12 protein-coding genes and 2 pseudogenes are annotated in these 14,894 nt (G+C 50.2%); 7 read left to right on the top strand and 7 right to left on the bottom strand.

The window, feature by feature from the left end; translation table 11 throughout:
• Positions 1 to 104: 104 nt before the first annotated feature.
• The 4 genes from QRY16_RS16605 to anmK all read right to left on the bottom strand — a co-directional run bounded on the left by QRY16_RS16605 (position 105) and on the right by anmK (position 7,270).
• Positions 105 to 1,877 carry a sensor domain-containing phosphodiesterase gene (locus tag QRY16_RS16605; protein ID WP_289777375.1) on the bottom strand — a complete coding sequence of 591 codons (1,773 nt, stop codon included), beginning with the start codon at positions 1,875 to 1,877 and terminating at the stop codon, positions 105 to 107.
• 352 nt (positions 1,878 to 2,229) lie between these two features.
• On the bottom strand, positions 2,230 to 3,441 hold the full coding sequence (locus tag QRY16_RS16600) for an FAD-dependent oxidoreductase (protein WP_289777374.1): 1,212 nt from the start codon (positions 3,439 to 3,441) through the stop codon (positions 2,230 to 2,232).
• A 167-nt stretch (positions 3,442 to 3,608) separates the two neighbouring features.
• Positions 3,609 to 5,873 carry a catalase HPII gene (gene katE / locus QRY16_RS16595; protein ID WP_289777373.1) on the bottom strand — a complete coding sequence of 755 codons (2,265 nt, stop codon included), beginning with the start codon at positions 5,871 to 5,873 and terminating at the stop codon, positions 3,609 to 3,611.
• A 275-nt stretch (positions 5,874 to 6,148) separates the two neighbouring features.
• The gene (gene anmK, locus QRY16_RS16590; RefSeq protein ID WP_289777372.1) at positions 6,149 to 7,270 is read right to left on the bottom strand and encodes an anhydro-N-acetylmuramic acid kinase; all 1,122 of its coding nucleotides are present in this window, start codon (positions 7,268 to 7,270) and stop codon (positions 6,149 to 6,151) included.
• 280 nt (positions 7,271 to 7,550) lie between these two features.
• On the opposite strand from anmK, the gene slyB reads away from it, so the two are divergent.
• Positions 7,551 to 8,018 (top strand): outer membrane lipoprotein SlyB, encoded by a 468-nt coding sequence (gene slyB, locus QRY16_RS16585; RefSeq protein ID WP_289777371.1) that lies wholly within the window; start codon positions 7,551 to 7,553, stop codon positions 8,016 to 8,018.
• A 39-nt stretch (positions 8,019 to 8,057) separates the two neighbouring features.
• Here slyB and slyA read toward each other — a convergent pair whose 3' ends face one another.
• Positions 8,058 to 8,495 carry a transcriptional regulator SlyA gene (slyA, locus tag QRY16_RS16580; protein ID WP_193404070.1) on the bottom strand — a complete coding sequence of 146 codons (438 nt, stop codon included), beginning with the start codon at positions 8,493 to 8,495 and terminating at the stop codon, positions 8,058 to 8,060.
• A 146-nt stretch (positions 8,496 to 8,641) separates the two neighbouring features.
• On the opposite strand from slyA, the gene QRY16_RS16575 reads away from it, so the two are divergent.
• The 3 genes and pseudogenes from QRY16_RS16575 (at position 8,642) to QRY16_RS16565 (ending at position 11,754) form a co-directional block, all read left to right on the top strand.
• The gene (locus QRY16_RS16575; protein WP_289777370.1) at positions 8,642 to 8,878 is read left to right on the top strand and encodes a DUF1656 domain-containing protein; all 237 of its coding nucleotides are present in this window, start codon (positions 8,642 to 8,644) and stop codon (positions 8,876 to 8,878) included.
• A gap of 5 nt (positions 8,879 to 8,883) precedes the next feature.
• Positions 8,884 to 9,741, top strand: a pseudogene (locus tag QRY16_RS16570) (efflux RND transporter periplasmic adaptor subunit).
• Positions 9,738 to 11,754 (top strand): annotated as a pseudogene (locus QRY16_RS16565) (FUSC family protein). The pseudogenes QRY16_RS16570 and QRY16_RS16565 overlap by 4 nt, the downstream one beginning before the upstream one ends.
• Here QRY16_RS16565 and QRY16_RS16560 read toward each other — a convergent pair.
• Together QRY16_RS16560 and QRY16_RS16555 are read right to left on the bottom strand one after the other, a co-directional pair.
• Positions 11,755 to 12,222 (bottom strand): hypothetical protein, encoded by a 468-nt coding sequence (locus QRY16_RS16560; protein WP_193404067.1) that lies wholly within the window; start codon positions 12,220 to 12,222, stop codon positions 11,755 to 11,757.
• A 191-nt stretch (positions 12,223 to 12,413) separates the two neighbouring features.
• A complete protein-coding gene (locus QRY16_RS16555; RefSeq protein WP_193404066.1) occupies positions 12,414 to 12,653 on the bottom strand; it encodes a DUF1289 domain-containing protein in 240 nt (79 codons plus the stop codon).
• A 174-nt stretch (positions 12,654 to 12,827) separates the two neighbouring features.
• On the opposite strand from QRY16_RS16555, the gene QRY16_RS16550 reads away from it, so the two are divergent.
• From QRY16_RS16550 to QRY16_RS16540, 3 genes are all read left to right on the top strand, one after another.
• Positions 12,828 to 13,427 carry a TetR/AcrR family transcriptional regulator gene (locus tag QRY16_RS16550; protein WP_289777369.1) on the top strand — a complete coding sequence of 200 codons (600 nt, stop codon included), beginning with the start codon at positions 12,828 to 12,830 and terminating at the stop codon, positions 13,425 to 13,427.
• A 49-nt stretch (positions 13,428 to 13,476) separates the two neighbouring features.
• On the top strand, positions 13,477 to 14,574 hold the full coding sequence (nemA, locus tag QRY16_RS16545) for an alkene reductase (protein WP_193404064.1): 1,098 nt from the start codon (positions 13,477 to 13,479) through the stop codon (positions 14,572 to 14,574).
• A gap of 114 nt (positions 14,575 to 14,688) precedes the next feature.
• Positions 14,689 to 14,894, top strand: a 206-nt coding sequence (locus QRY16_RS16540) for a VOC family protein (RefSeq protein ID WP_289777368.1), incomplete at its 3' end; no start/stop codon positions are given.

Below are 14,894 nucleotides of genomic sequence, written 5' to 3'. Positions count from 1 at the left end.
AGTACTCAGACCTGATAATTTGCCTGCTGTATCCAGTTCCGTTTGGCACAGCATACTTTTCATCAGGTCACGGTCGTGCTGTTTACGTCAGCGCGACCGTTTAATCAGGCCCTGTTTTGATATAGCCAGTGTTCAATTTCACTTGCCGGAAGGGGCTTTGAAAAGAAATAACCCTGAATTTGATCGCATCCATATTGTTTAAGCAAGTTCAACACGGCTTCTGTTTCTACCCCTTCCGCTAAGACGGTATAATTCAGTTCTTTCAGCATGTGAATAATACTGTTAACAATAATTCTTGATGAACCCTCTTCTGCCAGTCGTGTGATTAATGACAGATCAATTTTAATCACATCCAGCGGAATATCCTGAAGATAATTGATATTGCTGTAGCCTTTACCAAAGTCATCCAGCGAGATAAAAAAGCCATGTGATTTAAGTGATTTTAGCCCTTTGATAGCCACATCTTTTTCGGTAATCAGCTCATTTTCCAGACATTCAATCCCAATCAAAGCCGTTGACAGATTGGCTTGTTTTACCCTGGCAGCAAGCCTGCTGGCAAAGTCTGGTTTCGCAAAATCTTTTTCACTGACATTAATTGAAACGGGGATAAGTGCATATTCTTTTTTCCAGCAAGCCAACTGCGCGATTAATCGATCAATAATCCATTCGGTCAGATCAGATAACAGATTCGTTTTTTTGGCTAACGGAATAAATTCAGCAGGATATAACTCGCCTCTTTCAGGATGGTTCCAGCGGATCAACGCTTCCAGCCCTACCGTTTTACCCGTCCTTAAACAAACCTTTGGCTGATAAACAAGATAGAAACCTTCATCTTTTTTTAAGGCGGCGGCCAGATCATTCATGATGAGAAAGTCTTCAGTACGGCGCGTATCATAATCTTCATGAAAAGGCGTTGCACCTTCCCCTTCCCCTATAGCTTCATGAAGCGCGCTAACCGCCTGACGAAGTATCTCATTTGCACTTAGCTTTTGTGGAATAAACGTCGTTTCGCCGATAAAAATATCCAGATCAATTAAAATATTTTCGCTCAGACTGGCATTCATGCCCGTTAAGACATCAACAATATTATGGGCCTGATATTTATCATTAACTCCCTGAATAATGGCGAAGCGGCCCGGCGCGAAACAATATAATTTTTTACCTTCATCCAGCCGCAGACGCTCAGCAACCAACAAAGCGATTTGCTTAAGAAGATTTTCTACGGGCACGACCCCGACGGTGCGCGACAATTCGTGGATACGAGGCATATCAATGCAGTCGATCACTATTAATCGGTAATTTTGAGCGGGTTCTACCCGCGCGAGTTGCTGAATATCGCGGATAAGGCACCTGCGGTCAGGCAAACGGGTCGTTACATCGGCAGAATCGGCAGAGTTCCATGCTTCAAGCAAAGAGGCAACCAGCTTTGCCAGCGAATTTAATGTGGTGAGCTGAGCCTGACTAAATTTATGAGGCCGTACATCAGCCACACAAAGCGTACCGAAAGCATTTCCTTTCTGATTCGTTAGCGAAACACCAGCATAAAACCGGATAAACGGCTTACCTTTGACAAAAGGGTGGGTAGAAAAACGTGCATCAAGTAGCGTATCTTCCACCACTAATTGGCCTTCGCCATCAGGGATATGACGGCAAAGAGATTCCTCTCGGGCTGTCTGCTTAAGCGCGAAATTGCAGACTGCTTTAATGTCTTGATTGTCATCATCAACAATGGAAATAAAACGCGCGGGAATATTCAGTATTTGCCCGGTCAGTTGAACAAATTGTTCAAGCACCTGTTCTCTGCTTTCATCAGATGACAGAAGCGCCCGGACCGCTTTGAGACGATTTTTTCCATTGTCACTTTGATTATTCTGCACTAAAGCCTCCACCAACTATGGGCGAGAAAAAGAAGATAAAGACATTTTGCGTCTGAAGTACCTGAGACAAACCGCATCCAATTTTATTGGTTTCATATTGAAACTGCATCATACGCCAGCCAATTTTCCGCAATATTTACACGGTATCTAAACGGCTCTTTCTTAAGCGCCATTAAGATTGCATCTAAATAACCCTTAACCTGACAGATTACCCTATTGCCTGCCAGTTAATAACATTATTACGAGCCGGATTTAGCTCCTCTCCCATAACAATTCTGACAGAGATCACAAGACCTTTCGTGGCTATAAAACGAATGGACTGTGAATCTGTTGTTCGATGTATTCACCTTTCTCAATTATAGCGTTGCGGCTTTTCCGTTCTGAAACCCAAACCGATTAAACGTCCAAATACAAAGCGCAGGAACGGAAGATAACGCATAATCGTGGGCAGCGGACTTTCGCTTTGCCGTTTCGATTTGCCTTTATTACTGCTCATTTTTATCTGTAAAAATTGGGTCGCCACCGTTGGAAACTGACGTCGTTTCTGCACCTTTTCCAGATAGTGCAGTTGCAGGTTTTTTTTGAGTAAAGGCGCCGTTACACAGTTAGCCGTCGCGACGGCGTCCTGAATCGCCAGATTTACGCCAACGCCCCCAATCGGCGACATGGCATGTGCTGCATCACCAATGCAGAGCACACCGGGTTTCATCCATTTATCCAGTCGGTCAATACGAATTGACAGCAGCCTGAGTTGATCCCATTCAGTAATTTCAGCCATACGCGCCACAGAAAAAGGCGCGGATAAGGCAATTTCGTGCTTCAAAGCAGCCAGCCCGGCAGATTGCAGTGCAGTAAACTGACCTTTGAGGATGCTAAAACCACATTGCCAGTAATCGCCGCGATCGATCATGATCACCTTCTGACCAGGCCCTTTATGTCCTCCTCCCCAGGCGGGATCGTCATCGTGTTTGTTCAGCCGGAACCAAAGGACATCGCGCGATGAACCAAATTCCCGGCTTGTCAGTCCGGTTTTTGCTCTTACAGCAGAGTGACGACCATCTGCGCCAATCACCACCTGACTGCGAATAGTCATTTGACAGGTGCCTTTCGTCGCTCGGATGCCGCACACGGCACCCTTTTCAAAGATGAAGTCATCAAATGAGGTGGATTTCAGCAGAGTAAAACCCGCGAACTGCGCGCTTTTATCTGCCAGGAAATTCAGAAAATCCCACTGCGGCATAAAGGCGATGAAGCGACAGGTTACCGGCAAACGTGAAAAATCAGCCATTGTGATTTCCTGCCCGGCAATTTCTGCCTGAAGTTTCTCTGCCCGCTGGTGCGGCAACTGTAATAACTCATCCAGCAAACCGAGCTGATGCATAATTTCTAACGTAGAAGGATGGATCGTATCGCCGCGAAAGTCGCGCAGAAAGTCGGGATGCTTTTCAATGACCACCACACGCAGGCCAGCCCGTGCCAGAAGATAGCCCAGCATCAGGCCCGCCGGGCCTACGCCAACGATACAGCAGTCTGAGGAAAAGAATTCAGTCGAGGATAGCTTCATGACGATTCCTTGTTTAGCATGAAGTCAGTTTATGATAATAATTATCATTTGTGTATGAATCCGTTCTTTTTGCCTCTCTGAGTTGTGACCGGGTCCGCCCTCCGATGACCGTATTTACGTCGCTCTGCTGCTCAATGATGAGGGGGCGAAATACGCCCCCGGAAAGATCAGGCAGGCACAGTAAGGGCCTTCTGGCTGCGTGACCAAACGCGATGTGATGCCATCGCGTTGAGGAATTCACGCATAAAAGCATCCTCGGCTTTACTGTCTTCGACAATGCCTTCTTCAGCCTCATCATCATCCAGACCAAACTGCGCTTTAAAACGCCGTGCGTCGCCGCTCAGCCCGATAACTTTCAGGTGCTTATACGCCTCCAGCAGGTAATATCGCGCGTCACCACTTAACAGCAGGGCATCTACATTGCCGTCGGGCACAATAACCGCATCAAAAGTCAATGACGGCAAACCGCTGAAGGTGGCGTCTACTGGCAACACAGAGCCGTCATCCGCCCGCACCTGTCCCATATGTGCTGCCAGCAATTTTGCATGTACTCCCTGTACTTTTAGCGCTTGCAAAATACTCAACACATCAGCGGATTTCACCCCGTCGCTTAACAGTAGCGCGACCTGACGGCCTTTTATGCTGCCGCCGGGTGTGGCGTAAAGGCTGAGGCTGCTGTCTTTGCTCAAGCCGTTGACATCTTTTGCCGGTGTCGTGTTACGTTGCTCATCGGTTAAAGCGATGCCCAGATTGTCAGCCACGCCCTGGGCGAGTTTCACGTCAATATGCAGTAAATGATCGACAATACGTTCGCGGATATAAGGGCGCGCCACTTTGCTCAGCTCGAACGAATAGGCATTGATAATATGCTGCTGCTCAACCGGCGTCTGGCTCTGCCAGAACAGGCGTGGCTGCGAGTAGTATTCGCCAAAGGACGGGCTGCGCTCGCGTACTTTATGCCCTTCAACGCGCTCCTGATAACTCTCAAACCCCCCCGCTTTCGCTGCAGGCGGCGTTTCGCGCGGCCAGTTGTCGTTGATTGAATTGGGCTCATAGTTAGCAGGATTGGTGTCGATCTCCATCCGATGCATGCCCTGACGCTGGAAATTATGGTACGGGCAAACCGGGCGGTTAATCGGAATTTCATGGAAATTTGGTCCGCCAAGGCGGCTGATTTGCGTATCGGTGTAAGAGAACAGTCGTCCCTGCAACAGCGGATCGTTAGTGAAATCGAGGCCAGGTACGATATGACCAGGATGGAAGGCAACCTGCTCAGTTTCAGCGAAAAAGTTGTCTGGGTTGCGGTTCAAGACCATTTTCCCCACCCGCTGTACCGGCACCAGCTCTTCCGGGATCAGTTTGGTAGCATCCAGCAGATCAAAATCGAACTTAAACTCATCTTCTTCAGGGATCAGCTGTAGACCCAGTTCATATTCAGGATAATCGCCTGCCTCAATGGCTTCCCACAAATCACGGCGATGGAAATCAGGGTCGCGTCCCGTGAGCTTCTGCGATTCGTCCCACAGCAGCGAGGCTTTACCGGCTACCGGCTTCCAGTGAAAACGCACAAACGTGGCTTTGCCTTCGGCGTTTATCATGCGGAAAGTATGAATACCAAAGCCTTCCATGGTGCGATAACTGCGCGGGATACCGCGATCAGACATCGCCCAAATAACGTTATGCAGCGTCTCTGGTTGCAGCGAAACATAATCCCAGAAGGTATCATGCGCAGTCTGACCTTGTGGCATTTCGTTGTGCGGTTCAGGTTTTACGGCGTGCACAAAATCAGGAAATTTATGCGCATCCTGAATAAAGAACACCGGGGTGTTATTCCCGACTAAATCAAACACGCCCTCTTCCGTATAAAACTTTGTGGCGAAACCGCGAATATCACGCACAGTATCCGCTGAACCTGCGCCGCCCTGAACGGTCGAGAAACGCACAAAGACTGGCGTTACTTGTCCGGGATCGCTAAGAAAATCCGCTTTGGTAATGTCTTTTAGCGAACGGTAAGGCTGAAAATAGCCGTGCGCGGCGGAACCGCGGGCGTGAACAATACGTTCCGGGATGCGCTCATGGTCAAAGTGGGTGATTTTTTCACGCATGATGAAGTCTTCAAGCAGCGTCGGTCCGCGAGTACCGGCGCGCAGTGAGTTCTGGTCATCAGCGATGCGCGTGCCCTGATTTGTGGTTAAGGCCGCGTTTTCACCGTTTTTACGGTTGGCTTCAAGCTGATCAAGTTTTGCATTGGATATACCTGGTGATTTCAGACTACCGGGCGCGGTGGGCTCTTTGCCCGGCGAAGTCGGCTGTGAGGAAGGTTTATGTGAGCCATCTTTCGGTGCCAGAGAACCCAGTCCGGGTTGTGCGGACTCCGGACCGGTTGATGGGGCGCGGTGGCTCAGGACTTTATTATCTTTTTCTTTCGACATTGCGCGTTTCTCCTGTTGTTATCGCTTTAATACGCTAACAACTATAGAACATCCTCCCGGTAATACTGATAAATCGCAGGGATTTAGAAGGACACTTATCAGGGACGCGACAGCGAGGGAAAACGTTGTTGGCCGTAACGCTGCTATCAAGAGTTTTGATACGTTATTCTTTAAAACTACAGTACATTTTGCTGGCGGGTTTAGTGCAAACAGGCGATTTCTGCGGGATCGCGCTCGCCTGTTTTCAGCATTGCGTTGACAGATCTGGTGCGCCTTTAGCGCAGAAATAAAGGCGTAGCGGGATAAATGGCCCCCAATACGCTCTTTTCGCGTGCGCCAGTAACGGCAGGTAAATTGCCTGGCAATCCCGACAGGGTACAAAAGGCCAGCCAGGCGAAAGCCAGTGCTTCCATATCATCGCCGCTGATGCCTACCGTATCGGTAGAGGAGACTTCTGTGCCCGGCAAATGTGCGGCCAGGCGCGCCATCAGCAAGGGATTTTTGCCGCCGCCGCCACACACTAACAGACGATCACAGCCGTCATTCAACTGTACCTGATGTGCGATAGTCACTGCGGTGAACTCAGTCAGCGTCGCCTGAACATCTTGCGCTGCGACGCCCGGAAACTGGCGGAGATGCTGCTCCAGCCAGCCCAGATTGAAATACTCCCGTCCAGTACTTTTAGGAGGAGGCAATGCAAGCCAGGGATCGCTTAATAACCTTTCCAGCAATGCCGGAATGCGTGTACCGGTACGCGCCCATTGCGCATCTTTATCGTAAGGTTTGCCCAGGTTACGCCAAATCCAGGCATCAAGCAGCATATTACCCGGCCCGGTATCAAAGCCACGCACCGGTTGACCCGGTATTAATAAAGAGAGATTGGCGATACCACCAATGTTTAACACCATGCGACGTTCGACTGCATCCATTAGCAATGCCTGATGAAAAGCAGGAACTAATGGCGCTCCTTGTCCACCCAGCGCCATATCACGGCGGCGAAAATCCCCTACGACGCTGACGCCAGTTGCCGCGACAATCTGATTATTATCGCCAATCTGCAACGTATTTGGCGCTGCGCCCAGCGGTTCGTGCCACACCGTTTGCCCGTGGCAACCAATGGCGACAATGTCGCTGGCTTCCAGCGATTCACGCTTCATCAACGTCAGAACCGCTTCGGCAAACAGCAGCCCCAGCTGCGTGTCCAGCTGCCCTAGCTGTGACAGCGTTAAGGCCTGTCCCTGGCAAATCGCCAAAACGTCACAGCGCAAATTCTGCGGTATCGGATGGCAATAACTCGCCTGCTGAGCAACCATATTTTCATCGATAACCGCCAGTACCACGTCAACGCCATCAAGGCTGGTACCCGACATCACGCCAATATAGCGACCTGATTTCATTGCCGTTCCTTACTTCCAGTGGGAAGTTTATGTTCTACCGTTAGCCTGACAAATCCGGCTGTCTGATTCTGTGTTTAGATCATTCTTGCTATCGTGACACAGCCAGGATAGCGCATCGCACTATTTTTTCTTATCGATTGAACGCTTGTTGATACTCTTTAGGCTACGCTTCGCCAACCGCCTTTACTCAGACAAAGATTATATTGTCAGTTTTGTGGCTTATACTGTTTGCAGGATCTGGCGATATATGTGGCGCATTTTCGAATAAAGGAGTTTTCAAATGATTAAGCGTGTAATTGTGGTCGCGTTGACCGGTGTGATGCTGGCAGGTTGTAGCAACACAGATACCCTGTCGGGCGATACCTACAGCGCAAGCGAAGCCAAACAGGTACAGAGCGTTTCCTACGGTACGTTAGTTTCCGTTCGTCCGGTTAAGATTCAGGGCGGCGATGATAGCAATGTGATTGGCGCTATCGGTGGTGCGGTACTCGGTGGCTTTTTGGGTAATACCATTGGCGGCGGTGCGGGTCGTAGCCTGGCTACGGCGGGTGGCGCAATTTTGGGCGGTGTAGCCGGCCAGGGCGTACAAGGCGCGATGAACAAAAGCAACGGTGTTGAGCTGGAGATCCGTAAGGATGACGGCAACACCATCATGGTGGTGCAGAAGCAAGCCGCCAGCCGCTATTCTGTGGGCCAACGCGTTGTACTGGCTTCCAACGGAAGCCAGGTTACGGTTTCGCCCCGTTAAGCAATGCGATAAAAAAACCGACGCTAATCGTCGGTTTTTTTATTTCTCGCGGTTCTGAAGTTCAAGAATGTTTTTCTCAAGTCGGATGACCAGGTTCATCAGCTGGCTGATTTCATCGCGGCTGATGCCGAAAAGAATATCATCGCGGGTCGCATCAATGACGCTCTCGACTTTTGCGATAATCGGCTCAGCCTGATGCGTCAGTTTAATGCGTTTGGCGCGACGATCGTTGGCACAGGTCGATCGGGTAATTAACCCTTTTTCTTCCAGCTGATCCAGGGTGCGTACCAACGAAGGCTGCTCAATACCAATCGCTTTCGCTAACTGAATTTGTGATTGCTCAGGGGGCAGTTGATGAATATTGTGCAACGTTACCCAGTGTGTTTGCGTCAATTCAAGCGGTTTTAAACGCTGATCAATTAATGCGCGCCAGAGGCGCACCAGGCGAGATAAATCCGTTCCGAGAGGCGTATCCATTTCATCTCCTTATAATTAGCTTGCTAGCAATCAAGCCTGATTTTACACTATTTTGCGAGTTTACAGGACAAATTACAAATCCTAGGCTGCCGCCACGTATCTATGCTTTTTGAGACAGTTGCCTGGGTTAACGAAGGATGATGAACGTGGCCATTCCCAACTTTGCCGCTGCCGAACCGCTTACCGACCTGATTTTTGGCGCATCGCTGTTTTTTCCCCCTCTCTTCAAAGCCGTACTGCTCGGCTTCTTTTTTTGGCTGCTGATTCATCCACTGATACGCGGTTGGATTTATTCAGGCGATGTCTGGCATCCCACTTTATTCGATCTCTCGTTGTTTGTGCTGTGCGTTACCGCCGCACTTTGGCTCATCGGTCATGGATAATCTTTATGAAATTTAACGCGGTAAAGTATTTCTCCACCCTGATTGTATTCGCCTTCGCTCTGCTGGCCGGTTGGTGGATCTGGAACTATTACATGCAGTCACCCTGGACGCGGGATGGAAAGGTGCGCGCTGAACTGGTGGACATCACGCCACAGATCTCCGGGCGCATTGTCAGTCTGGCGGTAAAAGATAATCAGTACGTGCGAAAAGGTCAGGTCTTGTTGAAGCTGGATACCGTGCCATGGGAAATCGCGCTACATAACGCTGAGGCGCAACTCAATAAAGCGCAGGCCGATCTTGCCAGAGCGCAACACGAATCTAACCGTCGGGCAAGCCTGCCGCGCAACGTCATATCGGCTGAAGATGTGGAGGCTTATCGTCTTAGCGCCAATGCCATGGCCGCGAGTGCAAAAGCCGCGCAGGCAACGTTAGATCAGGCTCGCTGGAATTTACAGCAAACCACCGTGACGGCGCCGACCGATGGCTGGATCAGCAATCTCACTTTGCGCCCTGGCAATTACGCCACCGCCGGTACGCCGCTGTTTGCTCTTGTCGACAGCCATTCCTATTATGTAATGGGGTATTTTGAAGAAACCAAACTGCGTCATATCCGTCCCGGCGCGACGGCGCAAATCGTGCTTTACAGCACAGGCGTGCACCTGCAAGGCGTTGTCGAAAGTATTGGTCGCGCTATTTATGATCAAAGCGTTGATAGCGACAGCGGACTGGTGCCCGATATTAAACCTAACGTGCCGTGGGTACGTCTGGCGTAGCGCGTGCCGATACGCATTCGTCTCGCTCATATTCCTGATAACGTTCCGCTGGTCGCGGGCACCACCTGTACGATTAATATTCAGCGATGAATTTTAACTGGTTAGCCTGGGATCAACTGCCCTGGATAAAAGCCAATGCCAATCAGTGGCGCTATGCGTTGCGCAATACCCTCGCCATGTGTATGGCGCTGAGCATTGCTTATGGACTGGATCTGGATGAGCCTTACTGGGCAATGACCTCTGCCGCTGTCATTAGTTTCCCCACCGTTGGGGGCGCGATCAGTAAAAGTCTGGGCCGCATTGTTGGTAGCCTGCTGGGGGCTACCGCTGCGCTGCTGATTGCTGGTCATACGCTGAACGAACCCTGGCTTTTTACCTTTGCGGTTGCGGGCTGGCTGGCTGGCTGGCTGGCTGGCCTTTTGTACCTGGATTGCTAATCACTATCAAAATAATGTGGCTTATGCATTCTCACTGGCTGGTTATACGGCGGCAATCATTGCGTTTAGTAGCGTAGATATTACCGACGCGTCAGATTTATGGACCATTACCCAGGCACGGGTGTGCGAAGTGATATCAGGCATTTTATGTGCCGGATTCATGATGATGGTACTGCCGAGTACTTCTGACGGCGATGCACTGATGAATTCACTCAGGCAGATGCATACGCGCCTGCTGGAGCATGCCGTTTTGCTGTTGCAGCAAACCGATACTGACAACGTGCGTACCGCGCATGAAAACGTTATCAGTCAAATCCTGACTATGAATCTGTTGCGCATTCAGGCCTTTTGGAGCCATTACCGCTATCGCCGCCAAAATAATGTACTGAACTACGTTCTGCATCAACAGTTGCGCTTAACCAGCGTGCTGTCGAGCTTACGCCGTATGTTGTTGAACTGGTCTGATGCGCCACAAGCGCTTTACGATGCCATGCAGCAACTGATGCAAGAACTGGCAAAACCGCACTGCGATAAATACCGTCTGGCACAAATATTACGCAGCATCACGCCTGCCGCTGGGGGGGATTATCGTCAACGCGCTTTCTGTCAGCGCTTGCGCTACTTTTGCTGGATGTACCTGAATGTTTCGCGCTGGATCCGTCTACTGGAGCGCGCCGATGCCGACACCCGTTTTCAGCCGCCGCCCGTGCCATCGCTGGCGCGGGAAAGCGACAGTACTGAAGCTGGCTGGAGTGCGTTACGCACCTTTTGCGTTATCGTGTTGGGCTGCGCTTTTTGGATCAATTCGCAATGGTCAACCGGTGCTGCCGCGCTTACCTTAACGGCTATCGCCTGCGTATTGTATTCGTCTGCGCCTTCACCCAGCGGGAGCGTCAGCCTGTTACTGAAAACGCTGTTGTGGCTTTTTGTGTTTAGCTTTGTGATGAAGTTTGGCTTGATGGTGCAAATTAATCAGCTGTGGCAATTTCTGATATTTTTATTCCCGCTGCTTATTACGCTGCAACTTTTCAAACTTCAGCAGAAACAGCGTGCCGGTATGTGGGGGCAATTTATTGTTTTTATGGGATCGTTCATTGCGGTGACGAACCCACCCAGCTGGGATTATCAGGATTTTTTTAACGATAATATTGCCAAGGTTTGTGGCGTCTTACTGGCGTGGCTGGCGTTTCAAATTTTGCGACCCAGCTCGGATGCACGACGCAGCCGCCGTCATATCCGGGCATTACGCGTGGCGTTTCTCGATCAGTTACGTCAGCATCCACGTTTGAACGAAAACAGGTTTGAATCGCAGATTTATCATCACATTAACCAATTGAGTAGCAGTCGGGATGAGCAGGCGCGCGTCTGGTTGCTGCGCTGGGGAGTGGTGTTACTCAACTGTTCGCATATCGTCTGGCAGTTACGCGACTGGCAACCCACCTCCAGTACGCTGGCGCAGCTACGTGCGGGCAGTCTGCACAATCTACAGCAAATAATCAGCAGTCGCGGCGTGCGGCATAATTCGTTGCAAAGTACGCTGGATGAATTAGAAGCGACCATCAGTCAGTTACCGCATGATAACGACAGTGAAGCCAATACGTTAGCGGGCATTCTCTGGCGTTTACGCTGCTCGCTGGCACAGCTAAAACAGACCGTTCCTGGCTGATTACAGACAGTATTGCTGTTGCTGACGATGAAAATCATCCTTTAACTGCTGCAATGTTTTGTGTCCTTCGAAACGGGTTTTATCCACCTCGGTCATAGGCTGGATAACCAGGGCTTTTTCGTCGGGAGAGAAGATAAAGCGTCGCACAATATCCGTACCGGTAAAGCTTTTTCCAGTTATGCCACCGCATACCATCGTCATGCTGCGATGGGTGATGGTCGTGTCGGTAAAGTTGGTTTCTGTGGCGCTGCGCAACACGTCCTGACAGCCTTTCGCTTGCAGTTGACGGATTGTTTTTCGGCTCAACCATTCACGTCCTTTAGCGATGTTTTCGCAAATGGCACGCATCGGACTGGTGTCAATGGTGCGCTGCAGTTGACGTCCGGTTTCGGTCACCAACTGTGAATCGTTAGGTTGATCGCATCCCACCAGCAGCAGACACAGCAATAATGCGCCCGATCTTTTCATTCCTCCGCCCCTTCGCTTAACAAGCTTTCTTACCTGAATCAATATCATAGGGGGGAAATGTTTTCGAAGATAGTACTGAAGCATAAACAGCACTGAAGAAAGCAGGCGGCAAAGACATGCCGCCTGGAAAGTCAGAGTTTGATTAAAGAGGATTAAAAAAGAAAGGCAGGATAGCAGGAACGGGAAACACATCAGAACAGTGACGGTTGTTCCGGATCGGACATGTCGTTTTGTTTTTGCTGGCGCAGCATACGCAGACGGCGTTGCTGGCACAAACGCAGCACATCTCGCTTTTGCGCATCACTGAAGCGCATCCAGTTAAATCGCTCCTCGCGACTGCGTAAGCATCCCACACAGTAGCCACGCGCATCGGTTTGGCAGATACCACGGCAAGGGCTGGGAACAGGAAAAAATTCAAGTTGCTCCGCCACACGGTCTCCCAATAAAACTGATAATTTACAGAAAAAAGAGTCGCGCTGATGGATAAAAAGCCATCACGAAACCGGGCAATTAATGCCATATGCGCTTCCAACAAAGTAAACAGAATGTGCCAAAAGCGCAATCGGGCATTGCATTAGACCAGTTGGTCTACCAGAATGGCCGTCATGAATAAGACGCTACAACGCAACGAAACCCGGGAGCATCTGCTGATCACTGGTGAACAGCTCTGTTTACAGCGCGGTTTTACCGGGATGGGGTTAAGCGAGTTGCTGACTCTGGCGGAAGTGCCGAAAGGCTCTTTCTATTATTACTTCCATTCTAAAGAAGCGTTTGGGGTCGCCCTGCTGGAACGCTACTTTGCGCGTTATTTACGCGACATTGAATTTCAGCTACAGCAGCAGTCAGGCAGCACCAGCCGTGAACGATTACTCTGTCACTTTCGTGCCGCAGAGCGCCTGTTTCGCGAACAGGGACACATTGTGGGTTGTTTAGGCGTTAAGTTATCTGCTGAAGTCTGCGATTTGTCCGAATCAATGCGGAACGCATTGCAGCATGGCGCCGGTAAAATCATCGTCGCATACGCTCAGGCCTTAGAGATGGCACAACAACAGGAAACGCTGCATTTGCCACAGCCACCTGCACAGATGGCAGAGCTGCTTTATCTTTTATGGTTAGGCGCCAGTTTGCAAAGCAAAATTTCCCGCGAAGTGCAGCCGATACAACTTGCACTCAGTACCATCGAACAGTGGCTTAAAGCTCACTAATTTTAAAATGATAGTTTATAGACGACTGGTCTACTAATGAGGAGTTAACATGGCGAGTACCCAGCTTTTTCGTCCGCTAAAAGTCGGTGCAATCACCGTACCGAACCGCGTTTTCATGGCGCCACTGACCCGTCTACGCAGCATTGAACCCGGCGATATTCCCACTCCGCTGATGGGCGAATATTATCGCCAGCGTGCCAGTGCCGGTTTAATTATCACTGAAGCTACCCAGATCTCTTTCCAGGCTAAAGGCTATGCCGGTGCGCCAGGTCTGCACACGCAGCAGCAAATCACGGCGTGGAAAGCGATCAATAACGGTATCCATCAGGCAGGCGGTCACAGCGCCGTTCAGCTGTGGCATACCGGCCGTATTTCACACCACAGCGTTCAGCCAGAAGGAAAAGCCCCGGTAGCCCCTTCTGCGCTACCCGCAGGGACACGCACCTCATTACGCGCCGAAGATGGCAGCGTTTATCGTGAAGAGACCTCAATGCCACGTGACCTGAGCGTGGCGGAAATTCAGCAGATCGTAAAAGATTTCGGTCAGGCTGCCGCTAATGCTCGTGAAGCCGATTTTGATTTGCTTGAGCTGCACTCGGCACACGGTTATTTGTTGCATCAATTTTTAGCGCCGGGTTCTAATACGCGCACCGACGAATATGGTGGCAGCATCGAAAAACGTGGACGTTTTGCGCTGGAAGTGGTTGATGCTGTCATTGCTAACTGGTCAGCTGAACGTATTGGTATTCGCGTGTCACCAATTGGCAGTTTCCAGAATCTGGACAATGGTCCGGATGAAGAGGCCGCCGCGCTGTGGTATATCGCTGAGCTGGCAAAGCGTAATATCGCTTATCTGCATATGTCTGAACCTGACTGGGCCGGCGGCACACCCTATACTGACGCGTTCCGTGAAAAAGTTCGGAAGCTGTTTCCTGGCGTTATCATTGGTGCCGGTGCGTACACGGTGGAAAAAGCGGATGATCTGATTGCGCGTGGCCTGATCGATGCTGTTGCCTTTGGTCGTGACTATATCGCTAACCCTGATCTGGTTGAACGTCTGCAGCAGGATGCTCCGCTCAATCCACAGCGCCCAGAAAGTTTCTATGGCGGCGGTGCGGAAGGTTATACCGATTACCCAACGCTGTAAGTTATCAATCTGCTGCAACCCACTGTTGCAGCAGATATTATTATTAGGCGTTGTTCAACGCTATACTTAGCGCTTGTGTCATCAGACGATGACGTTTTGATTAAAGAGGATGTTATGCGTTTACTTCACACCATGCTGCGCGTTGGCGATCTGCAACGTTCAATTGATTTCTATACTCGCGTGCTGGGCATGCGTTTACTGCGCCAGAGCGAAAACACTGAATATAAATATACGCTGGCGTTTGTGGGTTACACCGAAGAAAGCGAAGGCGCGGTGCTTGAGCTGACCTACAACTGGGGCGTGGATAATTACGATTTAGG

This window comes from Mixta mediterraneensis (genome assembly GCF_030283135.1).
Classification (GTDB): domain Bacteria; phylum Pseudomonadota; class Gammaproteobacteria; order Enterobacterales; family Enterobacteriaceae; genus Pantoea; species Pantoea mediterraneensis.
The sequence above is the reverse complement of the archived record's forward strand: the minus strand, read 5'-3'. Positions and strand labels throughout refer to the sequence as shown.

Bases quoted from the DNA above. Each gene is read 5' to 3' on its own strand.
- slyB (WP_289777371.1), top strand. From the start codon at position 7,551: ATGATTAAGCGTGTAATTGTGGTCGCGTTGACCGGTGTGATGCTGGCA.
- QRY16_RS16600 (WP_289777374.1), bottom strand. From the start codon at position 3,441: ATGAAGCTATCCTCGACTGAATTCTTTTCCTCAGACTGCTGTATCGTT.
- QRY16_RS16560 (WP_193404067.1), bottom strand. From the start codon at position 12,222: ATGAAAAGATCGGGCGCATTATTGCTGTGTCTGCTGCTGGTGGGATGC.
- QRY16_RS16550 (WP_289777369.1), top strand. From the start codon at position 12,828: ATGAATAAGACGCTACAACGCAACGAAACCCGGGAGCATCTGCTGATC.
- nemA (WP_193404064.1), top strand. From the start codon at position 13,477: ATGGCGAGTACCCAGCTTTTTCGTCCGCTAAAAGTCGGTGCAATCACC.
- slyA (WP_193404070.1), bottom strand. From the start codon at position 8,495: ATGGATACGCCTCTCGGAACGGATTTATCTCGCCTGGTGCGCCTCTGG.
- anmK (WP_289777372.1), bottom strand. From the start codon at position 7,270: ATGAAATCAGGTCGCTATATTGGCGTGATGTCGGGTACCAGCCTTGAT.
- katE (WP_289777373.1), bottom strand. From the start codon at position 5,873: ATGTCGAAAGAAAAAGATAATAAAGTCCTGAGCCACCGCGCCCCATCA.